22 protein-coding genes are annotated in these 24,954 nt (G+C 41.0%); 15 read left to right on the top strand and 7 right to left on the bottom strand.

The window, feature by feature from the left end:
• The first annotated feature begins 392 nt into the window (after positions 1-392).
• From L0P89_RS11840 to L0P89_RS11800, 9 genes are all read left to right on the top strand, one after another.
• On the top strand, positions 393-1,520 hold the full coding sequence (locus L0P89_RS11840; protein WP_235265307.1) for a hypothetical protein: 1,128 nt from the start codon (positions 393-395) through the stop codon (positions 1,518-1,520).
• Positions 1,521-1,692: 172 nt separating this feature from the next.
• A complete protein-coding gene (locus tag L0P89_RS11835; RefSeq protein ID WP_235265306.1) occupies positions 1,693-2,082 on the top strand; it encodes a hypothetical protein in 390 nt (129 codons plus the stop codon).
• 17 nt (positions 2,083-2,099) lie between these two features.
• Entirely contained in the window at positions 2,100-2,957 is an 858-nt protein-coding gene (locus L0P89_RS11830) for a DUF5777 family beta-barrel protein (RefSeq protein WP_235265305.1), read from the top strand.
• A gap of 76 nt (positions 2,958-3,033) precedes the next feature.
• Positions 3,034-4,017 carry a 4Fe-4S dicluster domain-containing protein gene (locus L0P89_RS11825; RefSeq protein WP_235265304.1) on the top strand — a complete coding sequence of 328 codons (984 nt, stop codon included), beginning with the start codon at positions 3,034-3,036 and terminating at the stop codon, positions 4,015-4,017.
• A 15-nt stretch (positions 4,018-4,032) separates the two neighbouring features.
• A complete protein-coding gene (gene nrfD, locus L0P89_RS11820) occupies positions 4,033-5,370 on the top strand; it encodes an NrfD/PsrC family molybdoenzyme membrane anchor subunit (RefSeq protein WP_235265303.1) in 1,338 nt (445 codons plus the stop codon).
• Positions 5,371-5,375: 5 nt separating this feature from the next.
• Complete coding sequence (locus L0P89_RS11815) at positions 5,376-6,278, top strand: hypothetical protein (protein ID WP_235265302.1); 903 nt, start codon at positions 5,376-5,378, stop codon at positions 6,276-6,278.
• A gap of 73 nt (positions 6,279-6,351) precedes the next feature.
• Positions 6,352-6,750, top strand: coding sequence for a c-type cytochrome (locus L0P89_RS11810; protein WP_235265301.1), 399 nt, complete (start codon positions 6,352-6,354; stop codon positions 6,748-6,750).
• A gap of 104 nt (positions 6,751-6,854) precedes the next feature.
• A complete protein-coding gene (locus tag L0P89_RS11805; protein ID WP_235265300.1) occupies positions 6,855-8,075 on the top strand; it encodes a hypothetical protein in 1,221 nt (406 codons plus the stop codon).
• Positions 8,076-8,145: 70 nt separating this feature from the next.
• Entirely contained in the window at positions 8,146-8,931 is a 786-nt protein-coding gene (locus tag L0P89_RS11800) for a hypothetical protein (RefSeq protein ID WP_235265299.1), read from the top strand.
• Positions 8,932-9,052: 121 nt separating this feature from the next.
• Here the strand turns inward: L0P89_RS11800 and ccsA are convergent, their stop codons facing one another.
• Positions 9,053-12,175 carry a cytochrome c biogenesis protein gene (gene ccsA, locus L0P89_RS11795; RefSeq protein WP_235265298.1) on the bottom strand — a complete coding sequence of 1,041 codons (3,123 nt, stop codon included), beginning with the start codon at positions 12,173-12,175 and terminating at the stop codon, positions 9,053-9,055.
• Between the two features lie 230 nt (positions 12,176-12,405).
• Positions 12,406-12,930, bottom strand: a complete 525-nt coding sequence (gene hemG / locus L0P89_RS11790; protein WP_235265297.1) for a menaquinone-dependent protoporphyrinogen IX dehydrogenase — start codon at positions 12,928-12,930, stop codon at positions 12,406-12,408.
• Positions 12,931-13,204: 274 nt separating this feature from the next.
• Here hemG and L0P89_RS11785 point away from each other — a divergent pair, with 274 nt between their 5' ends.
• Genes L0P89_RS11785 through L0P89_RS11770 form a run of 4 tightly spaced genes read left to right on the top strand, consistent with a single transcriptional unit; the run spans position 13,205 to position 19,680 of the window.
• The gene (locus L0P89_RS11785; RefSeq protein ID WP_235265296.1) at positions 13,205-13,909 is read left to right on the top strand and encodes a hypothetical protein; all 705 of its coding nucleotides are present in this window, start codon (positions 13,205-13,207) and stop codon (positions 13,907-13,909) included.
• A 3-nt stretch (positions 13,910-13,912) separates the two neighbouring features.
• A complete protein-coding gene (locus L0P89_RS11780) occupies positions 13,913-16,678 on the top strand; it encodes a carboxypeptidase-like regulatory domain-containing protein (RefSeq protein ID WP_235265295.1) in 2,766 nt (921 codons plus the stop codon).
• A 54-nt stretch (positions 16,679-16,732) separates the two neighbouring features.
• The gene (locus L0P89_RS11775) at positions 16,733-17,875 is read left to right on the top strand and encodes a DUF4249 domain-containing protein (RefSeq protein WP_235265294.1); all 1,143 of its coding nucleotides are present in this window, start codon (positions 16,733-16,735) and stop codon (positions 17,873-17,875) included.
• Between the two features lie 8 nt (positions 17,876-17,883).
• Entirely contained in the window at positions 17,884-19,680 is a 1,797-nt protein-coding gene (locus L0P89_RS11770) for a hypothetical protein (protein ID WP_235265293.1), read from the top strand.
• 42 nt (positions 19,681-19,722) lie between these two features.
• Here L0P89_RS11770 and L0P89_RS11765 read toward each other — a convergent pair whose 3' ends face one another.
• The 4 genes from L0P89_RS11765 to L0P89_RS11750 all read right to left on the bottom strand — a co-directional run bounded on the left by L0P89_RS11765 (position 19,723) and on the right by L0P89_RS11750 (position 22,541).
• Positions 19,723-20,358, bottom strand: a complete 636-nt coding sequence (locus L0P89_RS11765; RefSeq protein WP_235265292.1) for a hypothetical protein — start codon at positions 20,356-20,358, stop codon at positions 19,723-19,725.
• A 59-nt stretch (positions 20,359-20,417) separates the two neighbouring features.
• Positions 20,418-20,750: an ArsR/SmtB family transcription factor gene (locus L0P89_RS11760; protein WP_235265291.1), complete on the bottom strand. Its 333-nt coding sequence runs from the start codon at positions 20,748-20,750 to the stop codon at positions 20,418-20,420.
• 280 nt (positions 20,751-21,030) lie between these two features.
• The gene (locus tag L0P89_RS11755; RefSeq protein ID WP_235265290.1) at positions 21,031-21,864 is read right to left on the bottom strand and encodes a sterol desaturase family protein; all 834 of its coding nucleotides are present in this window, start codon (positions 21,862-21,864) and stop codon (positions 21,031-21,033) included.
• Positions 21,865-22,049: 185 nt separating this feature from the next.
• The gene (locus tag L0P89_RS11750; protein WP_235265289.1) at positions 22,050-22,541 is read right to left on the bottom strand and encodes a YkgJ family cysteine cluster protein; all 492 of its coding nucleotides are present in this window, start codon (positions 22,539-22,541) and stop codon (positions 22,050-22,052) included.
• A 76-nt stretch (positions 22,542-22,617) separates the two neighbouring features.
• On the opposite strand from L0P89_RS11750, the gene L0P89_RS11745 reads away from it, so the two are divergent.
• Together L0P89_RS11745 and L0P89_RS11740 are read left to right on the top strand one after the other, a co-directional pair.
• Positions 22,618-23,328 (top strand): bifunctional 2-polyprenyl-6-hydroxyphenol methylase/3-demethylubiquinol 3-O-methyltransferase UbiG, encoded by a 711-nt coding sequence (locus L0P89_RS11745; protein ID WP_235265288.1) that lies wholly within the window; start codon positions 22,618-22,620, stop codon positions 23,326-23,328.
• Between the two features lie 44 nt (positions 23,329-23,372).
• The gene (locus L0P89_RS11740; protein WP_235265287.1) at positions 23,373-24,257 is read left to right on the top strand and encodes a hypothetical protein; all 885 of its coding nucleotides are present in this window, start codon (positions 23,373-23,375) and stop codon (positions 24,255-24,257) included.
• Between the two features lie 5 nt (positions 24,258-24,262).
• Here L0P89_RS11740 and L0P89_RS11735 read toward each other — a convergent pair whose 3' ends face one another.
• A complete protein-coding gene (locus tag L0P89_RS11735; protein ID WP_409557548.1) occupies positions 24,263-24,877 on the bottom strand; it encodes a 7-carboxy-7-deazaguanine synthase QueE in 615 nt (204 codons plus the stop codon).
• Positions 24,878-24,954 lie beyond the last annotated feature (77 nt).

Genomic DNA, 24,954 nt, shown 5'->3' with positions numbered 1-24,954 from the left:
ATCGGAAAAGATTCAGCAACTGGCCCATCCCTTCTTTCATATTTCTTGAAATTTAATTTTCAAAGGTTTTATAGAGGCCATGTTCTGAAATATACCGTAAGGGTAGGTCTTTTATAGAAAATCTTGACCTCTCTTCACATTTTCAAACACCCGAATGGTTTCATTTTTTCAAAATAAAGGTTCTGCAATTTTTTAAGACATATAGGTCTTTTTTTTGAAATATTCTCTATATATCTTATTTATATTGATTAAATATTAATAATCATGGGGTTTTTATGACGTTTATCATTTTTTAGAATGTACTTAACAGATAGTTTTACATGCATCATATTCTGCGTTTATTTCAGAATTAATACTAAAACACCTTTTTTTAATAGTAAAACTATCAATTCATGAAACATTTAACATTAATCCGCTTTCTGATAGTGCTTGTATCAAGCCTACTATTCGTTCATTGTACCAGTGATCCAGTTCCTGGACCACCGGGGGCCGATGGAATTGATGGAATCGACGGGGTTGATGGAATGGATGGTCAAGATGGAACCGCTTCTTGTGTCAGCTGTCACTCCAACACAACCCGTGACATTGTTGAAGGTTCTTTTGCAGTATCATCTCATGGGGCCGGCTTTGTCTTTAGTTTTGCGGGCACCAGGGAAGACTGTGCTTCATGCCATTCTACGCTAGGACATTTAGATTTCTTGGCCTTTGGAGAAGTCGATCCAGCCAGCCTATCAGATTCTTCACCGATTACCTGTGCCACCTGTCACGACAGTCACGACACATTTGATTTTGAGAACGATGGAACGGACTTTGCCCTAAGGAGCATCGATCCCGTGACACTGGAAATCGATGGAACCACGGTCGTAGATTTTGGTGGTACCAGTAACAACTGTACCATTTGTCACCAACCAAGAAACAGTTATGTGATTCCAGCTGAGGATGGAACCGGCAAATATGTGGTGGCTACCACACGTTTCGGACCGCACCACGGGCCACAATCTACCGTATTGGAAGGAATCATGGGAGCCAATATAGCCGGTTCGGTAGGGTATCCCGGTGTAGGTTCTGCCGCACATAGAACAGGGGCATCTTGTGTAAGTTGCCATATGGGTGAATCTACAGATATCAATGAAGGTCTCCATTCCTGGAATGTGACAGAAACCTCATGTGTGACTTGCCATGCCAATGGCGTACCTTCTGAATTGGCAGGATTTACCGAAGACATGGCAACCTTAAAACAGTTGTTGTCTGAGGTGGTAGGAGAAGAATATGCCGTTGATGCAGAGGGCAACCCTGTCTATGATACAGAAGGCAATCCAGTGGGTACCGGAGTACCTGTAGTAGGACTCATAGTTGATGATCCAGGGCCCAACAGATCCAATGAAGGCATATTTACAACAGCAGAGGCTCAAGCTGCCTGGAACTACATGACCTTGTTGGAAGATCAGAGTAGCGGGACCCACAATCCTGGATATTCTAGGGCACTGCTCACTAATTCTATCGAAGCATTACAGGACTGATTACCAAAGGATGCTTTCTTTAAAAACTAATCGGCTCAGGCAGATTGGCTATGATATGACCTAGCATGGAGATAAGTATTTGGCACTTGAAGACCGTTGATATGCAATGCGATGAGAATGGCAAATATTCCTTAGCAATTGGAAGGAGCAATGATTTAATACCACAAACAACATGAAAAAACGATTACAGATAATCTTGGTAAGCAGTTTATGTTTACTATTTCTTTCTTGTTACTATGACCAAATAGTAGAAGAAGAGATTCCAGATATACCGATAGATCAGCCTATTTCTTTTGGGGATGACATCTTACCGCTTTTCTCAATTGATGGTAGGGATTGTACGACTTGCCATGATGGTAGAATTGCCAATCCAGATTTGACCGAAGGAAATGCATACAATGCGATTGTACCCGAATATGTAATTCTCGGAGATGGCGAGAATAGTGAGTTTTTCAAAAATTTACCTGGTAACGAACACCCTGTAGAAGCTGGTTTTTCGTTGACTACAGACGAGATTGCCCTAATAAAGGGTTGGATAGATCGGGGTGCCGAGAATAACTAAATATTAAGACGTTAAATATGAAAAACACTATAAGAATATACTTTGCACTGTTGCTCTTTCCCTTTTATATCTTTTCCCAAGAAAAAGCAAAGGATTCCGTTATTGATAAACCTGAACGCCCTGCGTTTGAAAGTTCATTTATCATTGACAACCCCAACAATGTACTCTTTTCGAAGAATACTTTAGAGGTTCAGATGTCTCACAGATTTGGACTCATCGATGGGGGCAACAACGATATGTTGGGGTTTTGGGGACCTTCGAACATTCGTATTGGCGTCGCATATGCCATACACGAAAGATTGACCCTTGGATTCGGAACCACTAAATTTGATCGTCTGCAAGACTTTAACTGGAAGGTGGGCATTATAAATCAAACCCGATCTGGCAGAATTCCGGTGAGCGTATCCTATTATGGCAATTTCACCATTGATGCAAGAAAAAAAGAGAATTTCAGTTTAGATCAATATCGGTACTCTTACTTTAACCAATTGATCATTGCCCGCAGGTTCAGTCCTAAGCTTTCCATGCAATTGGCACCAAGTATTTCACATTTCAACCTTGTTGAAGACAGGATGCGGAACGATGTGATCGGTATAGCTTTCGGCGGGCGATACAAAATAAGCGATCAAACCTCCATACTATGGGATTACAGTCAACCCTTTACGCACCATTTAAATGGTGAACGATTGGCTATTGACCCTGAGCCTGGAATCAGTTTGGGATTCGAGTTTGCCACATCTGCCCATGCTTTTCAATTGTTTATAACCAATATGAACGGTATTGTGCCACAACAGAACTATATAAAAAACACAAACGATTTTTTCAGGGGTCAAATTCTGTTCGGATTCAATATCACAAGGAATTACAACTTCTAGACCTATTTTATAACTAGGAGAGACAAATTCAATAGGTTTATTTTCTAAATAGTGGTTTGCAGAATTAAAGTCAAATATGGAAAAAGAAAACACTAAAAAAGAGGGCACCAACAGACGTAAATTCTTAAAGCTGGGGCTAATGTCTGGTGCAACCACTGTCGCAGGCGCCACTTTACTGGCCAATTTGGCATCAGAGGAAGAACTAAAGGCATCGAATGAAAAGATCAGGGTACTTACCCCTGATGGTAAAATGGTAGAGGTAGATGCAGAAAGCATAAACAAATACCCCGAGGCACATATCACCCCGGCCGAATCAAGAAATGGAATTCCAGACCGAAAATTTGTCATGGTAATCGACCTGGCCAAATGTAAAAATGCCAGAAACTGTGTCGAAAGCTGTCAAAAGGCCCATAATCTTGACTATCATGAAGAGTTCATGAAAATTCAGCTTATTCAAGACCATGAAGAAGCGTCGCCCTATTGGTTTCCAAAGCCCTGCTATCATTGTGACGAACCTCCATGTGTGACGGTCTGCCCGACCGGAGCCACATTCAAACGGGATGACGGCATTGTTTTGATAGACAATGATCGGTGCATAGGTTGTAAGTTTTGTATCACCAGTTGCCCCTATTCCGCTCGCCAGTTTACTTGGAGCCATAAGCCCAAGTTCGATGATACCAGCCAGCCGTATTCTCCCGAAACGAGCGTTCCCGGAACCGAGGGCACAGTGATGAAGTGTGATTTTTGTCCAGATATGCTCAGACAGGGCAAACTGCCGCATTGTGCATCGTCTTGCCCAATGGGGGCCATTTATTTTGGTGACAAAAATGAAGACATGGTCACCAATGGGGAAGAAACCGTACGATTTTCAGAATTGATAAACGATAGGGGAGGATATAGACATTTAGAACATTTGGGCACAAAACCCAATGTGTATTACTTGCCTGCGGTCAATAGGCAATTTCCGTTAGAACGAGGCTTTGATGTTGACGAAGAGATCATTGAAAGATATAAAGATGTTCCTTTTGTCAAAGACCTGAAAGAACAAGGTAAAATTTAAAGTAAACGGCACTCTATGATAGATGCAAATATTAGAAAAAAGGAATTGGCCAAAGAGTTTTTGCCCATGGTTTTGAAAACCACCAAATGGTCTAAGATATGGATCGGTATCTTAGTTTGGTTTATTGTATGGGGGCTGGTAGCTTTTATCATTCAAGTACTCAAAGGACATGAGGTCACGGGAATGAGAGACAATGTAGTTTGGGGCATTTACATCATCAATTTTATCTTCTTTGTCTGCTTAAGCTATTCGGGAGCGTTCATTTCGGGCATTTTACATTTCTTTAAAACGCCTTGGAAAAACTCGGTATCAAGAATAGTCGAAATCATTACCGTAGTGTCACTGATTATCGGTCCTATATTTATCTTGCTTTGTATCGGCAGATTGGACAGGTTACATTATTTGTTCCTCTATCCCCGTATACAATCCCCAATTACTTGGGATATCATAGCCATAATCACTGACCTCATCGGGTGTTTTATTTATTTGTACCTAACATTTATTCCAGATTTTGCCATCCTCCGTGATAACAGTGAAAATGTACCCAAATGGAGGAAAAAGCTCTATACGTTTCTCGCCATCGGATACCGCGATACCCCTACCCAGCGCAAAAGGTTACAAAAAATAACCCGAATCATGTCTGCCATGATCATTGCGTTGGCCATTGTGGCCTATACCGTTTTGGCTTGGATATTCAGTTTGACCTTACAACCTGGGTGGAACAGTACAATTTTTGCCCCATATTTCATTATTGCCGGTCTCTATTCGGGCATTGGTGTTATCATCATTGCGATGTATCTGATTCGTAAATACTTTAAATTGGAACACTATATACGTAAAGTGCATTTTATCGGTGCGGGAATAATTTTGTTGGTTATTTCATTGCTGTTCGGGTATTTTACGTTTAGCGAATATTTCTCTAGGTGGTTTAGCCATAAGACGCATGATGCCAATTTATTGAATACGTTGTTCAACCAATATTTCTGGGAATTTATTTTTGCCAATTATATCGGGGTACTGGTACCCATGGTCATCTTGTTCTTCAAAAAATTCAGAACGATAAAATCAATAACTTTTGCCGCTGTGATCGCCGTTTTGGGGCTATGGTTGAATAGATATTTAATAGTTGTGCCCACTTTGGAAACACCCTATTTGCCCATACAAGATACCCGTCCTGAATTTATACATTACTCGGCCACATGGATTGAGTGGGCATTGAGTTTTGCAGGAATTGCGGCTTTTGTCCTATTTTTCATCTTGATCATGAGGCTTGTTCCCATCATTCCCATGTCAGGTATTATAGATTATGAAAGGGAAGAAAAAAGAATCACCGATAGTGTAACCCAACCTTAGCGAAGATGAGAACCGGTTTTTTTAAATATACATTGCTTATAGTATTAATGGGCCTGTTCATTGCCCCCAATGCCAAGGCCCAAGAACATGACATAAGCGATTATAGAATAAGGTTTAATCTTAAAACGATTAAACAACATGATAATTCCCGAATTCTTGAAGTGCGTTTCATCGCAGCAAACAAAAAAGACCGAAAAGATAGGGTTCCCGTGTACGGTGCCAAAATAGAGTTCTTCAATTTTTTGGAAGATGAAACGGTACAATTGGGTTCATCAAATACCTCCAAAGATGGCATTGCCCAAATTGCACTTCCTGAAAACCAGTCTTATTTATTGGATTCGGAAGGAAAAATCAATTTCAGGGCAGTTTTTGAAGGCACGGACGAGTTGGGCGGTAAAGAGAGGGAAATCAGCATAAAAGATGTACACCTGAATTTAAATTTAATTGAAAAAGATAGTATAAAGACCGTTTCGATAAAAGCCCATACCCTTGATAGTCTGGGGGTTCAAATACCTTTGGAAGAGACTGATGTCATCATTTCGGTAGAAGGTATGTTATCTAAGATGACCATTGATGAAGGGGTCATCGAAAGTGGGGAATATGAATTTGAAATGCCCACAGACCTGCCCGGAGATGCAAATGGCGATGTAACAGTGTACACCATTATTGAGGATCACGACGATTATGGGGATGTCGTTCAAAAGAAAACAGAAAATTGGGGTGTTTTCAACGAGTTGCCCAGTGAAGAAAAAAACACATTATGGTCAGAGGCGGCCCCAATCTGGATGTATGTGGTATTGACCATATTGTTGCTGGGAATCTGGGCAAATTTCGTCTATACCTGCATAAACTTATATAAGATCAAAAAAGAAGGGACAGCATTAGAGTTAAAAACAGAGAATCAATAAATTGGATTTTCAAAAAATATATAAACAGGCATTGTTTTTGAATATCAACAAGTGAATAATAAATAGTCAAAATATGAAAACAGTCAAGAATTTGATCATTATCGCAATTATATCGTTCGCTCTTCACTCCTTTACCAATGAGTTTCAAGAAGAATGGGTAGTGCCCGAAAAGTATGAAAAAATGAAAAACCCTACCGACCCCACCGTCGATTTGAGCATTGGAAAATCTTTGTACAACAAACATTGCAAGTCTTGCCATGGCAAGGAAGGTTATGGAGACGGACCCAAGGCCGATGAAGTAGAAGGTGATCTGGGGGATTTTTCTTCAGAAGAATTTCATGCACAAAGCGATGGAGCCATTTTCTATAAGAGCTATATAGGAAGGGACGATATGCCGAATTATGAAAAGAAAATTCCTGATGAAGAAGATATGTGGTTGGTGGTCAACTATATGAGAACAATGAAAGAATAGTAAATGGCCTTGCCCCTTTGTGCCGAAATGTTTTAGGGAAAAGATGGAATAGGGGTTCAAGAGAATCAATAGCATTTGAGTTTAAAGATCAATAGTATTCATTTATGGAAAAGTCGCTTCGCTATATCAGCATTTCACACAAAACGGCTTCGGTCGCACAACGGGAGGTGTTCCATATTCCGAAAGAGGAAAAGAAAGACTTGGTGGCCCACATCCGTGAAACCTTTCCTGACATTTCAGGGTTATTGCTTTTGGTCACTTGTAACCGAACTGAAATATACTTTGAATCAGTCACCACACCAGCTGTGGCAATACGCAATCTCTTGATCAATACAAAGTTTCCAAACAGCGGTATGGAGACTTCACACTTGTTCAAGTGCGGCAATACAACAGAAAAAACGGTACTGCACCTATTGGAAGTTTCATCCGGTCTTGCCTCCTCGGTTATCGGAGATGTAGAGATCGTACATCAAATAAAAAAGGCATATCATTTTTCGATGGAACTCAAACTACAAGGGTCTTTGTTGGAACGTGCCATGCAAACAGTGTTCAAGAGCCATAAGCGTATCAGTAACGAAACCCTTTTTAGAGACGGCACGACCTCAATTGCATATAAGGCCCTGAAAGTGATTGACCATACCTACGCCAAAACCTCAAAAGAAAAGAAGGTATTGTTCATAGGAGCGGGAGATATTGTTATGCAGCTGTTCAAGTATAACTCTAAATTCAACTTCAAAAACATATACGTTAGTAATCGTACCAAAGAAAAGGCAATTGCCTTGGCAACAAAACATCATGCCAAAGTATATGACTGGGACAAAGTGTTGAGAAACGATTTTCACGGTTTTGATGTTATCGTAGGTGCGGCCAGCAATTGCGCTGACCTTGTGAAAAATATACCTATTGTCAGAACAGATCCCATGCTCTTGATAGATTTGGCGGTGCCATGCAACATCAACAAAGACCTATCGCGCAATGAAAGCGTTTTACTTTATGATTTGGATACCATTTCCATGGATCTAGAGAATACCAAGGGAAAAAGAATGGCTGCCATCGGTAAGGTACATGAGATAATTGCCGAAGAGCTTTCAGTGTATATAGAATGGCTTCAAAAGGCACCGTTAAGAGCATTTTTGGCCGAATATAAGATTCTAGTAAACCAAAAGGTAATGCACTATTTTGAAACTGATTCTGGAGAATATGATTCCCAGATGGTCAAAATGGTCACAGATCGAATCATACGAAAGGTAAAAAGGCGAACAAACCCATCGATTTCCGTAAAGGAAATGGATACCGTTATAGCCGAACAGGTTTCTTTTCTATGAAAAATCCCTAAGCCGGTACGTAAGACAAGGTTTGCAATCAACATCAAGACTTTCAAGCAAAAGAAAAACAATGATTTCAAAATTTAAATACATACCATTGATTATCTGGGCCATGCTCATTATGTCTGCTTGCCATAACGGTCCAAAAGTTATTGAGCCTGTCGTTAACACCAAAGATTCACCAAATTCATCGACTCAGCTGGGCATGGATGAAAATGCATCGCCCCATGGTAAATTACATTCAGTCATTGTACAAGAGGTGCTTCACGCAACAAGATATGTATACCTTAGGGTCAAAGAAGGCCAAGAAGAATTTTGGATCGCTACTCGAAAAATGGATGCGAAAAAAGGAGAAACCTATTTTTATAGGGGCGGATTGTTAAAAACCGATTTTGAAAGCAGAGAACACGATAGGATATTCAAAAAAATCTACCTGGTCACAAACCTAGTGTCTGAAAAGGATCATAGTACCTTGGCCAAGGCTGAACCCAAGAGTAATCCGGTCATGGAAAAAGGCGAAGTGACAAAAGAAGATATTCAGACCCATACCGAAAAAACAATTGAATTCAAAGGCCACACCACAATAGCCGAATTGTTAAAAGACCCCAAGAAGTACGAGGGGCATTCGGTAGAGATTAGCGGCACCTGTGTAAAGATAAATCCCGGCATAATGGGCCGTAATTGGCTACACCTACGTGATGGAAGCAAAGATGACTATGATTTGGTCGTCACCTCAAACGCATTGGTAACCGAGGGTTCGAAAATCACTGTTCGTGCCGTCGTGACACTCAACAAAGACTTTGGTGCGGGATATAGCTATGAGCTTATTCTTGAAAATGGAACTTTGGTAGAGTAAGTGCCTACCCTAAAAAGAGAGCATACATTTTCGAAATTGAAAAAGCGGCAACCTTACTGTGTATAAGAGTTGTAGGCAGGTCAAAAATCATGATCACATTTAAAAACCGCACCTAGTATTTTCAATACTTTATTGGATCCTTTCTATTCTTGAAAAATGCCAAGCTACTGATAACGAAAATGGAAAAGACAACGATATAGACCCAATTGGGAATTGGGACCGGGTCTCCCGAGGCATAAGAATGTAAACCAGACAAATAGTAGTTCACACCATAATAGGTCATGATAACCGAGGCCAGACCAAAAATACTGGCCAAATTGTAAGCAAAGAGCCCCCTGAACTTGGGAATCAATCTCATATGCAATATAAAGGCATAAATCAGAATGGTAACCAAGGCCCAAGTTTCCTTAGCGTCCCAGCCCCAATATCTTCCCCAAGATTCATTGGCCCAGATACCTCCGAGATAAGTGCCCACGCTAAGCATGAACAACCCTCCAATCAAAGTGAGTTCACTGACATAAGACATTTCCTTGACAATTCTTTTCACCCTGTCCGCATTTGATTCCCGCATAAATGTCATCAAGGCCAGGTTGATGAGCCCAATAATGGCACCGAGCATCAAAAACCCATAACTGCCCGCCACCAAAGACACATGAATGGTAAGCCAATATGACTTTAGTACCGGCACCAAAGGGGTTATTTCGGGGTCCAAAAAGCTCAAAGTGGCCACAAAAAGGATGATTGCCGCCAATACAGTGGTGGCCGCAAGGCCGCCCAAAGACTTTCGGGTAAAAATAAGTCCGGCCAAGGTAGCGGTCCAAGCAATGTAGATCATGGATTCATACCCATTGCTCCAAGGAGCTCTTTCAGAAACATACCAGCGTAGTACAAGCCCTATGGTATGCGACAAAAAGCCAAGCAAAATAAGTAATAACAGTAGTTTGTATATCCCTTTCAGATTCAGACTTGGCTTAAAGACCGAAACGAACAGCAAACCCAAAAGCAAAATGCCGAGCAAAATATAAAATACGGCCAGACGGGTAAACACTTTGGACTCGTTGAGCGCTATTTCCGCCTTGACCTTTGATTTTGAAGGAATGATCTCACCGCCATGTTCTTGTTGATAGGCGTAAAGTTTGTCGAGAACAAGATCGGCATTTATATAGTTACCGGTAGCCATGGCTTCCTTAAGGGTATTTCCATAAGCGTCAAACATATCTGTTATGCTATCAGAGGAACCGTGCACATCATCAGGACCGTGGACATGGGCAGTAATGGAAACCCATATATTATTGGGGTCATTCGGCACGGGAACCAGCTTCAGCAAACGTCCTGAGAAAGCCATTCTAAGCACATTCACCCGTTCATCAACTTTCAGCAGTTCCTTTTCATAAACTCCCCTATCTGCAGGTTCCAGGGCATAGGCCTCTCGAACTTCATCAAGTAAAATATACTTCCCATTTCCATCAAAAAAGTCAGCATACGCAGCGTGTTCATTTTGAAGTTTTAACTTCTCCCTCAAGTCTTCGTGTTTGCCCAACTTGACCAAAGGAGCTTTCTGCCAGGTTTCCTTGTCTGCGAATAGACTCAACAGTAATTGATCGGCCGTCAATCCGAACATGCTTTCTTTGCGGGCCACTTTTCTAAAGACTTCCCTTGACAAGGTATGGACCGGTTTCATTCTTCCCTTGAAATCTTGTACTATCAATCTGCTGAATTGTTCGGCATGGGACACTTGCACCGCATGTGCTGCATATTCTGTATTTTCCGTTGGTTGTGTATTGCCGATGAAACTGACCAAAAGGGCCAAAAGGGCAAGGGCAGATCTATTTGCCCTTATCTTTTTGATTTTTTGGGAAACTTGGTGAAATCGTGTCTTTTTACTGAAAAGGGCCATTACCATGCCCAAGGTCAACAACGCATAGCCTATATAGGATATTAGCGTGCCCCAAAAATCACTGTTCACACTTAAATAGGTGCCTTTTTCATCGGTATCAAAAGAAGACTGAAAGAACCGGTGGCCGCCATAGTTGAGAATGTTGTTCATATAGATTCTGTAATCTAGGGCAACATCGTTTTCGGTATCTATCAAAGTTACCTCGCTGGCATATGAGGAGGCACTGTTGGTACCGGGGTATTTGTCCATAATAAAGTCATTCAACCGTATGGAAAAGGGTACGGCCATTTCTTTGGCCCCATAAGAAACTGATAGTACCATGTCGTTGAACGCTAATGTTTTTGAGCCTCCGGGATTACCCTTTTTGCCATATATATAGGTTTTTTTGATCTCATCGTTTACGGCGATATCGAGTGCCAAAGCAACAATGCTCTCATTTTTGACCTTTGAATCTTCAGACTCTATCTGTAATTGCCCCTTTTTCTTGAAATCGGAAAAAACAAAGGTATTGAACCCATCAGAGTACAATACATTTAGCAATAAGGGGCTAAAGCGGTTTGGCAACAGTGTATCTCGTTGATGGGTGGTCATATTGGTCTGGGTCAGGGCCATAATGGGCTTGATCATAAGGGCATCTTGGTGGTAACGAATGTTTATGGCCCTTGCCAATAGGCTGTCCCCAAAGTTGAACAACATGTTTCCAATACGTTCGGTCTTGTCTTGCGCGATGAAGTGATCTTCGCGCCCATTGGGGCCACTGGTCACCACTTGCAATGTAGGTTTCCCATCATCTGCTTCGCCCAACACCCGTCTTGGGTTGGGTACAAACCGTGTTACCTTTGCCTTTATAAGATCTTCATCAAGCAGATAGGATTGCTCCCAACGGTTGTTCCCCAAGGAAGCAAATAGCACAGGGTCATCAAAATAAAAATCCTTGCCGGCTTTCTTTACATGAAACTTTAAATAATTGTTGGATGATAAAAAACTGCTGGAAGAGTCGTTTTCCCTAATGTGCATCATTCCTTCGTACCCCATATAACGGGTCAAGGCTGCACCGATCAGAATCACGATTATGCCAATATGTATGATAAGCAATGCCCATTTTTTCTGCTGTATCATTCTAAACTTTCGAATGTTTGCGATTACGGTTATGCCAAAAAGCAAGAGAAGAAGCTCAAACCACCAAGCTTGGTAGACCATTTTTTGGGCCGCACTTGTTCCATAATCGTTTTCAATGAACGTGGCCACACCTATAGATGCAGCGAATACCAATAGATAAACCGCAGCGGCCTTTGTGTTAAAAAAGGGAGACAAAGGTTTTAGAATCGCATCAAATACTTTTTTCATATGTGCATGAACTAAGCCCCAAGCTAGCCAAAAGTGCCTTGAATTATAATGATAATTGTCATGGACAGCGCTTAGGGAACCGGTACCATTTGAGTGTATTCAAATACTGGTTTCCCTGTATAAAATGAAGAATGAAGTTCAATCAGGTCAGGCTCAAGACGACCCGAAATTTGTAATTATAAGAATGCTTATTCATGCCATTTTGATATCGATAAACTACATATTCATCGTTAAAGCATGTTCAGTTGTTTGCCAAATTCACTCACTTTTTTCCAATCTGTATATTCAATTTCTGCATTGGTATTTGTCGGTCCTTTGGTCATCAACATAATCAATTGAATCATGATTCTATCAAAAAAGGGGTATTTTTTATAGTCTAATTTTCCCGCAAATACCGTAACTAGATCGGGTTTCCAATCTATGGTCTTAAAAAACTTAATGACATAGGGGTTTGTATCGGGGGTGTTTTTTTCAGGTTTTCTGGCCACTAGATTCACAGAAAAGAATGCTGTTTTTAAAGAATCGAGCTGTGCTTTTTTTGTGTTGATGAAGTCGATCATTTTTTTGTTATGGACCCCATACCTTATACTCGATCCAATTATAACCTTTTCATAAAGGGAAATATCTCCATGAAAATCATCAATTGCCAATAAATCTACCAGGTTTTTTTGTTCCAGATGATCCATAAGCCTATTACAGATTTTTAGTGTTTGACCATCTACCGAGGAGTATAGTAGCAACGTTCTGTTTTTCATATCCAATTCTATTTCTAAAATAAAAATAAAGGTACTTGATTTCTTTGTTCTAAAAAGGTAGCTATTTTACCCGCTTCAATCACCATTTGAACAACTGGTTCGTGGGTTCGATATGGCCATACTTGTCTTGTAAACAGTTGTTGGTCTTATTTAACGCCGTGGTGTTTACTTAATTATTATATTTGAGAGTATGGCTTTGTTTATCCCTTGTGTTCGGCCCATTGTTATGGAATGTCCACAGGTTTTGTTCTATAAGGGCAAGACTCAAATACCTATGTTTTTCCTTTTTATCCTGGCCCCTTTTTTCGTTTTGGCCCAAGCAGATAACCATGGGGAAAAATATTACCAATGGTTCGATGATCTAGTTGATATCGAGAACACTGCCTTGTACAATGGTATTGGGTATGTAGAAAAATACAAAGTGATAAATAAGTATCACAAGTTTTTTGAATCAACAGATTTTTTGTTGGGAGATATGGTGTATGATGGTCAATATTACCCGAATTTGGAGATGAAATATGACCTAGATGAAGATTTGGTGGTGCTACATCTGAAAAATGGCCTTAGAAAAGTACTCTTGCAGCCCATAAAAAAAAAGGTGGAAAAATTTACCATTGATGGGCATAGGTTCGTGAACATTGCCGACGGCACGGCAAAAACCTATGATATTTCTGGTTTTTATGAAGTTCTTTTTGAAAAATCAGACCTCATGCTGTTGGAAAGACATCAGAAAAAGAGGTTTAAACGAGAAGGGAAAAATTCGGTTTACTATGAGTTCAAAAGTAGAAACCAATACTACCTCTTTTACAATAATGAATATTTCACCATACGCAAGAGAAAAGATTTCATACGTATCTTTCCAAAGCTTCAAAAGCAGATCCAGACTTATTCAAAGAAAAGATCTCCCAGAACAGAGATACGCGGGTATTTGATCTCACTTGCCAAAAGAATAGAATTGTTATTGTCAGAAACCCAATAGGCCGTGAAATATTATTTCTTCATAATAGCCCTACCCATATTCAATTTGGCCATTGCCCAGAATGATTCTACATTGATAACCATTTCTTTTGAAAATACACCGCTCGAAGAGGCCATTCATGAAATAGAAGAGAAAACCGCATACAGGTTTTATTATGTCTCAGATTGGCTGACCGATAAAACAGTTTCGGGTGCATTTGAAAAGGTCGGCATAACAGAGTTGCTTCAAAGCATTTTTAATGAAACGGTCATCAACTTCTATATCTTAGAAGGTAATAAGATCGCCCTCAACAGAAATACAATCATCTATGATGAGTTGCCAGATGGTTTCTTCGGAAATCTAGAACAACCTGTTGAAACTGCGAAAAAGGAAAAAGTTGCAGTAAACAACCCAATACTTATTTCAAAAGATGACGTTTCAGAAAAGAGCGAGGTCGAAATTGTAAGGATCGGGAAAGAGCATAGTGCACCAAGGGCGCATTTCAAGCTTAGTGGTCATGCCTATATCAAATTGTCAGGAGAACCTGTGCCAAATCTTTCCATTGTGGTCAACAAGGGAAAAATTGGAACGGTAACGAACAACGAGGGATTTTATGAAATTGAACTGCCACCAGGGCTCAATACTATTGAAACCCGTTCTCTGGGCACCCAATCCATGCAGAAAAACGTAATAATCTACAGTAACGGAACACTTGACTTTCAACTTAATGAAAGCATAGAACGTTTAGATGAGGTAGTTGTGAGTGCTGATTTTGCCAAAAATGTGGAGGAAGCCACAATGGGGGCCACTGAAATCTCATCTGAAGAGACAAAAAATGTTCCTGTTGTATTGGGTGAACGAAATATCTTCAAGGTGGCCACCACCTTACCAGGCATCAGTACCGCGGGCGAAGGGGCAACAGGTTTTAATGTCAGGGGCGGTAGCGCAGACCAGAATTTGGTACTTATGGATGGTGCGGTAATCTATAACCCTACCCATTTTTTTGGAATTTTTCAGGCAATGAACCCTTTTACGGCAGATGACCTAAAAATATATAAAGGGAGTATCCCTCCAGAATATGGCGGAAGATTGTCTTCAGTTTTTGAAATTGTCAATAAAGATGCCAATACACAAGAGTTTGCCGGAGAAGCCTCCATAGGGCCCGTGACCAACAATATTGCCCTTGAAATTCCAGTGGTCAAAGAAAAGTCTGCTGTTTTGATTGGGGGCAGGGGCACGTATTCTGATTGGATCTTGAGATCGTTGGATGAAGAGTCGTTACGCAACAGTCAAGCATCTTTTTATGATTTCATCGTCAAATACAACCATAAGATCGATGAGAAAAACGACGTGAGGGCATCAGCCTACTACAGTAGGGATGCCTTTAGCATTACCTCAGATTCTCTGTACAACTATAACAATCGGTTGTTTTCTTTGAGATGGACCCATAAGTTCAATCAGAAGAATACCGGTGATTTTTTGCTGACCAATAGTGGGTATGGCTTTAACATCGACTTTGATGGGGAGACGGATACAGATTTCAGATTTGGTTACAAGATCAATGAAACCCTGTTGAAATTTAAGATGCGGTATCTGTACAATGATGCCCATAGCTTCGATTACGGTATATCGACCAAGCTTTATCAGGTAAATCCGGGTGATATTGAGCCACAAGGAAGCGGGTCTATCGTACAGGCAATGAGCATTCCGAAAGAGAAGGCACTCGAATCGGCAGTGTTTATTTCTGACACTTATGAAGTAAACAAACGATTGCTGTTGGACTTAGGTTTTAGATACTCTTTTTATGCCGCTCTCGGAGAGTCGGAGCAACGCGTTTATGCACAGGGGGTACCTAGGGAAGAGGGCACGGCAATAGATACGCTGCAGTACGGAAACAACGAAATTATCGAAACCTATTCTGGCGCTGAGTTCAGGCTTTCTGGCAGGTACTTTTTGACAGATGATTTTTCCATAAAAGCCGGTTATAACACCACTTACCAGTATATTCACACACTCTCGAACAATACAACGGTTTCTCCCATAGATACGTGGAAACTTTCAGATTTGAACATACGGCCCCAAAGGGCCCGACAATATGCACTGGGGTTGTATAAGAATTTTTCAGGAGACGCATTTGAACTAAGCTTGGAAGGATACTACAAAAGATTGAAGAACACGCTTGATTTTAAGGTTGGCGCAGATCTCATATTGAACGAGAACATAGAAACAGAGGTCTTGCAGGGTGAAGGCAAAGCCTATGGGGTTGAATTCTTGCTGAGAAAAAATCGAGGCAAACTCAATGGTTGGCTCGGGTATACGTACTCAAGGGCCTTCATTAGATTAGACAGTGAATTCGCCGAAGAAACAGTGAACAATGGAGACTATTATCCCGCAAATTTTGATCGGCCACATGATTTTAGCCTAGTGGCCAATTATAAGTTTACGAAACGCTTCAGTCTCTCGGCCAATTTTGCCTATCAAACAGGGAGACCGGTGACCTATCCTCTCGGTAATTATACCTTTAGAGGTGCAGAATATGCCTTTTACAGTGATCGAAACAAATTCAGGATTCCGGATTACTACCGTCTCGATTTGAGTTTCAATGTGGAAGGAAACCATAAGCTTAAAAAATTGGCTCATAGTTTTTGGAACATTTCGGTATACAATGTATTGGGCAGAAATAACCCCTACTCTGTATTCTTTGTTACCGAAAATGGTGATATACAAGCGTACAAGAGTTCTATTTTCACAATTCCGATACCCACAATTACCTATAATTTTAAATTTTAAGACACTTTGGCCTTACCAATAGCCCGATATAGACACTACATTATTTCAATATTCATGCTCACACTTTTCTCACAGAGCTGTGTTGAACCATTTGAGGCCGCCACCGAAGATTTTGAGAGTGTATTGGTCATAGATGCCCTCATAACCAATGAATTAAAATACCAACAAATAAACCTAAGCCGTACTTTTCGGTTTGAAGAGGAAGAGGCCGGAGGTGAAGTGGGGGCTACGGTAAGGGTGCTGGATGATATGCAAAATGAATACGTTTTTGTGGAGAACAATCCCGGACAGTATGTTTCTGAAGTCATGTTTGCCGCCCAACCCAATGTAAGCTATCAACTGTCAATAACCACCAGAGAGGGCGGTGTTTATGAATCTACCCCGGTGGTACTGTCAAAAAACACGCCCATTGACGATTTATACGCTTCTGTGGAAACCAATGATCAGGAAGTGGAAGGAGTAGCCATTTTGGTAGATACTTTTGATCCAGAGGGAGAATCACAATATTACCGCTTTGATTATGAAGAGACCTATAAAATCGTGGCCCCATTTTGGAACCCTCAAGAATTGACCATTCAGCAAGAAGTCCCTCTCTTCTTTAGACTTGTTCCAAAAATGCAGGAAGAGCAGGTATGTTTCAATACTGTAAATTCTGTGAATATAATTTTAGCGAACACCAGTGGATTCATCGAAGATAGATTAAGCCGTTTTGTGGTTCGCTTTTTGGCTCGGGACGATTATATCATTAGCCACAGATACAGCATTTTGGTCAAACAGTATGTCATCTCAAGGGAAGCACATACATTTTATGAAACCTTGAATGAGTTTTCCGGGCTGGAAAGCATCTTTTCTGAAAACCAACCTGGTTTTTTTAATGGAAACATCAGTGCCTCAAACAATCCGAGGGAGAAGGTTATTGGTTTTTTTGACGTCTCTCCCGTAGATTCGAGAAGAATCTTTTTTGACCATGACGAATTCTTCCCCGAAGATTTGATTCCGGCGTGGCCTTTTGACTGTCAGATAACCACCCCTATTCCCATTGAATTATTGAACTTGGTGAAATTTGAAATTGTTGAGTTTTGGGCCCATCACGAACCAGAAGACGCTTCTCAAGGCGATTACAAAGTTGTTCCTAGAATTTGCGGCGATTGTACAGTATTAGGTACAAACGTGGCTCCTGATTTTTGGATAGAATGACCAAAACAATGATGAAAAGGCAGGTATTACATTTTTTGCTCGTTACTTTTATAGGTTTGATGGGTGTCTGCGCCCAATCGCCAGAAAGGTACAGTCATCAAAACATTACCTATTCAGATATACCGCAAGAAAAGATTTTTGTGCACTACAACAGCACCTTGCTTTTTGTTGGCGATTATCTGTACTACAAGGTTTATACCCTTGATAGTTCAACAGGTAGGCTCAGTACAATTAGCAAGATAGCATATGTTGAATTGATAGGTGAAGACAAGAAATCGATATTTAAGCATAAGATCTTTTTGAACAATGGTTCAGGTCAGGGCGATTACTTTATTCCTCCAGAGGTTCCATCGGGCAATTACAAACTTGTGGGCTATACACAGTGGATGAAAAACGCCGGGTACGATATTTTTTTTCAAGGTGATGTGACCATTATCAATCCCTATCAAGGCAATCAAGAAAATCTCCTTCCTAAAGATGGGGAGCACACCGGGTTGAATATAGGTATTGTCACAAGTGCCGTCAAGGGTGCCCAACAAGAGATAAACGATCAAAACATGACTATGGTGGCCGATAAGAACAGCTATGACAATCGGTCTAAAGTGTCTTTGACATTGCGTGACGTGAACAAGCTTCTTGCCCAAGGCACTTACTCGCTCTCTGTAAGAAAGGTTGATACGGTAAAAAAGTCACAAAGGCCCACGGTCAGATCGACTTTTGTCCAAAATTGGAGGAATGCCACACAACAAAGCCTTCAAGGTATGGCACCTGAATATCTTCCCGAACTCAGGGGAGAGATTGTCTCAGGAAAGATTGTCACCCAGAATCCGCAAAACCCCACAGCTAATGTTTCCGTGGCCATTTCCATTCCAGAAAAAGGGGGGCATCAGTTGAAGGTTGTCAACACCAAGGCTGATGGCAGCTTTCGTACAAACCTCGAAAAAGAGCACAACGGCACCGAAATGGTGGTACAGGTATTAGGTGAGCAAAGAAAGGAGTACGAAATCGTATTACATGACCAATTGGCTTTAGATTACCCAGATATAACATTTTATGATTTTCAAATAGCGCCTGGGATGAAGGCCATGATCATCGACAGAAGCGTGCACAATCAAATCGAGAATGGTTATTTCACGATAAAATCCGATTCTTTAAGACCTGCGCCAACAACAGTGCCCTTTTACAGGGATAAGATGAAAAAATATGTTTTAGACGAGTATACCCGATTTTCCACAGTAAGGGAAACCTTGGTAGAAGTAATCGATTTGGTATGGTCGAGAAGACTTGAAAAGAATGAATATGCATTTTACGTCAAACCCCATGACCATGATATTCATCAAGATTTTTCTTCTTTACCACTACTAATCGTCGATGGAATACTGGTACAAGACCAAAGCAGTGTTATTGCCTATAATGCAAGAGAGGTAAGAAGCATTGCTTTTTTAAGGGATAAATATGTAGTCGGGCCAAAAATCTTTCAAGGAGTACTCGAAGTTGAGACCTTTGACGGCAACTATGCCGAACTTTCTAGCGGAAATCACCGTATTACGGTCGATATGTTCAACCCACAACCCAAGAAAGAATATTTCAAGCAAACATATGAATCGGATAACAAGCTCGAAACCGATAGAATATTTGATTTTAGGTACCAGCTGCTCTGGGAACCCAATCTCGAAATCAAAGAAGACTTGACCCTTGTCGATTTCTATACGTCAGATATCAGTGGTGATTTTGAGATCTGCTTAGAAGGGTTTACCCCAGAAGGAAAGTCTGTTTCCCTTAGAAAAATAATGACCGTGAATTAGCATCGAGATTAGAAAGCCCAGATACTTTCATCTCAATGGTTTTTATTGCTGGTGTTCGGTCAAATAGTTGATTCTTGATGCAACGTAAAGCATTTCCCTTGCAATCAGCTCAGGCGAAAATAATGGGATTGTTGTTTGGGTCAAGCCTTGCTCAGAAGCAATTCCTTGTTCAACAAATACATTGAGGGTATCATCTTCACTTAAGTCGATAGATTCAATGGTTTTGTACTGTACGGACCAATTTTTGGAACCATAATTTATATCATAGGAAGAGCGTCTATCTCCGCTTGTATCGGTAACCCTAAAACCATATTGCTCGAGCAGGGCAAGTTCTGGAAGCGGCCCATTTGGGGTTTCAAACCCCGCCGAAATGACACTATATCCGTTCAGTCCATAATAAAGTAGCCCGGTCTTGAGCCAAATGGCGGCAAGTTGGCTTTTTTCTTTATTCTCTTTGTCTATAAAAACCACGTTCACGGTTTCATTTACCTTCTTGTATTTGAAAATTTTGGAAGCCAATTGATCTAATACTATCGCCCTGTCTTTTTGAATGAACAGATAGGTATCTTCGATTTTGGCCACTGATTTTACGATTTCGTTTCCAAGCTTTTGTGCTCTCACGCCGTGATGAATGAAAACCAGCAGCGTCAAAATGATTAAGGATTTGTTTGTTTTCATCAGAAAAGATTTTGTTCAATTTTTTTATCGCAATAAAACAATTAATCGTTCCAAATTTTTTAGCAACATTCTTCGTTTTCGGGTAGGTCTTGATCAAGAAAATCTCCCATCACCCCCTTCATGGCGGCCCAATTCTCTCGATCGATACAATAACAGACACTCGTTCCCTCTACAGTTCCCTTGATAAGGCCCAAATATTTCAATTCTTTTAAATGTTGCGAGATTGTGGGCTGGGCAAGTCCGATCTCATTTACCAAATCACCACAGAAACAAGACTCGATCTTGAACAGGTGTTGAAGAATGGCTACACGGGCCGGATGACCAAAGGCCTTGGCAAAAATGGCAATCTGATTTTGCCTGTCTGTGAATATTTCGGTTTTGGCCAGTCCCATATTTATTATTTAATTGCAATATTACGATAAAATAATTTATTCCTCCAAGAATATTTCTTAGAAACGTCTATTTTTTAGCAACTTTGCCTAGATGATTGGGGCTATTCTATATCGGATTCTACTATAGTTCTTTTCAATATTCTTGTTGATTCACCTTTTTAGGCCGCTTTTTCCACTTTTATCAAGTTGCAAAATCTTTAGAAATACCCAAAAAAATTCCCGATTACTTCACAAGCAAATTTAGAGCCGCCGTTTAACGAGATCAAGGGAAATATATAATCTATGATTGACCGGTCGTAGGCTTTCGGTATTTATGAAACGGCTGTTTTAACAAGCCCAAAATACTGCCATTCTCTTTTTCATCAGGAAAGGTATCGACCCCATATACAATTTTCTCTGGGTCAAGCTTCATATAAGTACCAAAAAGTCTGTCCCAAATCGAGAAAATATTTCCATAGTTTGAATCGGTATAGGGTAAAACATAATGATGGTGCACTTTGTGCATATCGGGTGAGACAATCACCCAGCTCAAGGCATCATCTACTTTTCTGGGCAACCGAATGTTTGCATGATTGAACTGTGACAACACGACAGACAGACTTTGATACAACATGATGATGCCTATTGGGGCCCCCACAAGAAAGACACCTAGCAGGGTGAAAAAATAACGGATTAAACTTTCAAGCGGATGGTGCCTGTTGGCCGTGGTGGTATCAACATTATGATCGGTATGGTGTACAAGGTGGATCATCCAAAACGGTTTCACCTTATGCTCGACCCAGTGGGCAGCATAGGCGCCGATCAGATCCAACAACATAACGCCTAAGACCACATATAACCAAAGTGGCATTTCGGGCAGCCAATTGATAATGCCAAAATCGTTTTGAACCGCCCAGTCAGAAGTCTTTAGCAACAAAAACGCCAGTGGAAAATTCACCAAAATGGTCGTCAGGGTAAAAAAGAAATTGGGCACGGCATGACGCCACTTTTTGTATTTGACACTGAACAACGGCACAATGCCTTCCAAAATCCAGAAAAAGGTAATGCCTCCCACCAAAATGAGTGTTCGGTGCAACGGGGGAATGGTCTCGAAATAGTTCATTAGCTGTTCCATCTTTTAAAAATACAAATTCAAGAATCAAGAACAAGTTCAAAAATCATTGTCGGATGTTGGGTCTTGGATGTTCGGTGACCATGGTCAGCCAATGTAGAAAAGTCTCACGCCTCACATCCCATGTCCAGGCTTTAAGTTCTCTTTTTCGTTGTCTCAAGATTCTATGTCACCGCCAACTGTACTGCTCAAACGATTTTTCTTTTCATTGCCTCCACAATATTAAAGGCCGCTGGGCATATGGCCACGTTCTTGAGCGTCAAATCAGTGATTTGCTGAAACTTCTTTCGGTTGGTATGCGGATATTCACGACAGGCCTTTGGCCGCACTTCATAGATCGAGCAGTAATTGTCGGCACCCAAAAAAGTACAGGGCACCGCTTTCAGCACATAATCGCTGTCTTCATCAATCCTTAAATAGGTTTCTATAAATGTTGAGGATTTCATTTTAAAATGTTTGGCGATCCGCTCAATATCGGCCTGGGTAAATAATGGCCCTGTAGTCTTGCAGCAGTTGGCACAGGTCAGACAATCGGTTTTTGCAAACTCTTCTTCATGCAATTCTTGCATTATATAATCTAAGTTCTTTGGAGGCCGCTTCTTGAGTCTGGCAAAGAATTTTTTGTTTTCTGTTTGTCTTTTATGGGCCTTGTTCGGTAAATCATCCAACGTCAACTGCATAAATCAAAATTATATAAAATAGCGTTAGCCCTTCATAAGAAAATAAGTTTCACTTTTGTGGTACAATATTTTTGAAATGGACGATATTTTGGGTCGGGCCCTGCTCGATTTTCAAAAGGGAGCATATACCGAAGACATCAAAACCTTTTCCTCATTGGATGAGGAAGACGTGATGCCCTTGCCCTACCTCTTCAGAAACTATTCTGAAATGCCGAAACTTGAGCAAAAAGCACTTCACCTTTGCCAAGGAAAAATTCTGGATATTGGTTGTGGAGCAGGTTCGCACAGTCTTTATCTTCAAGGGCAAGGCCATGAGGTAACATGCATTGACTCATCAAAAGGTGCCGTTGATACTTGCGGGCTTCGAGGTCTGACCAAAGTGATCTATGGTGATATTTTGACCTATTCTGGAACAACTTTTGATACGCTATTGCTATTGATGAACGGTATCGGAATTGTAGGCCGGTTAGAGAAATTGACTTTTTATTTGGATCATTTCAAAAAATTATTGAAGCCAGGGGGGCAAATACTAATGGATTCTAGCGACATCATATATATGTATGATCAAGACGAAGATGGTGGTCGCTGGATACCCGGAGAGTTGAACTACTACGGGGAGGTACAATTCACCCTAGAATATAAGGGCAAAAGAAGCGACCCATTCGATTGGCTGTACATCGATTACAATACCTTACGCAATATAGCGGAGACCAATGATTTTAGCTGTGAACTTGTAAGCCAGGGCGAACACTACGACTATTTGGCAAGGTTGACCATTAAACCATAATAGAATAGCCTCATCTAACGTTTAAGAAGAAGAAAACAATTGTTATGAAAAAGTTCTTTTATCCCCTTTTGGGCATTCTGTTCATTTTTTCGCTTTCCTGTTCCAATGACAACGGTGACGGCCCTGGTTCAGGCACCGATGATGACGGTCAAGGCGGGGTTGATAAATCTGCCAATCTATTGACCACAGGTGCCTCTGCCAATGATATTCTCTCAAACACCAACTTTGACAAGTTGCAGATTCAAATCGCCTATGTCACAGGTTTTAGGCCCACACAACAAACCATCGACAATTTTCAAGATTATCTCAGGCAGCATACTTTCAAAGAAGATATTGAAATCATTTACAATGAATTGCCATCACCAAATGAAGAAACCTTGACCCTACAAGAGATAGCCAATCTAGAAGACGAAAACCGAACCGCCTACAATGATGGTTCAACCTTGGCCGTCTACATCTATTTTGCCGATGCCCCCGCTGATGGCGATGATGAAGATGCAAGTCTTGTCACTCTGGGCGCGGTATATTTCAATACGTCGATGGTCATTTATGAGCAAACCATACGTGAGCTTGCCAGCAGAAGTTTATTGATTAGTGTTACTGATGTAGAAACGGCCACACTCAACCACGAATTCGGACATCTATTCGGACTCGTTAACCTAGGAACCATTCCCGTAAACGATCACGAAGACCCAGAATCTGAAAACCACTGTAATGTTGAAGGCTGTTTAATGCGGGCTGAGCTACAATTCAGCGCTTCAAAAATAATGTCTCCCATAGCTAAATCTACTGAAGAACTAAAATCAGCCTGTTCGCTATCGGGCAATACCGTATTGAACTTATTGATCCAAGAGGTGAACAAGTCGGCAGTGGTTCCCGATTTGGATGCTGAATGCGTGTTAGATCTTCAGAACAACGGGGGCAGATAGTTTTTCTAGGGAATATTCAAGTACTTATGTGTCTGCAATGACACCTTCCATTTGGGGTGTTGCATGACATAATCGACGATAAGGGGAGTGACTTTTTCACGTACGCTCCATTCAGGCTGTAGGTACAAAATACAGTCTTTGCCTACCTTTTCTGCCTGTTCTTCGGCAAATATGAAGTCATGTTTGTTGTACACGATCACTTTTAGTTCATCAGCCTTTTGATGAATGTTGCCCATCGGAAGTTTGTTTTTTTTGGGGGAAAGGCAGATCCAGTCCCAAACCCCGGTCAACGGATAGGCACCAGAGGTTTCAATATGAATTTTAAGGTCTTTTTCTTTCAACGATGCCGTCAATGGCCCCATGTCCCAGGTCAGGGGCTCGCCTCCCGTTACAACAATGGTATCTGAATATTTTGTGGCATTTTCGACGATGCTCCCTATCGCCGTGGGCGGATGGGTTTCGGCATTCCAACTTTCTTTCACATCGCACCAATGACAGCCCACATCACAACCTCCAATTCGAATAAAATAGGCAGCGGTACCCTTATGGAAACCTTCTCCCTGAATGGTATAAAATTCTTCCATCAAAGGAAGCATAAGGCCTTTATCGACCAAATCCATGATTTGCTGAATCGCCATGCTGCAAAGATACTTCGGTTCTTGTTGATGTTTGTAACAATCATCATTCAAGTTCGTCA

The organism is Muricauda sp. SCSIO 65647 (assembly GCF_021534965.1).
GTDB lineage: Bacteria > Bacteroidota > Bacteroidia > Flavobacteriales > Flavobacteriaceae > Flagellimonas_A.
This window is presented reverse-complemented; position numbering and strand designations above follow the sequence as displayed.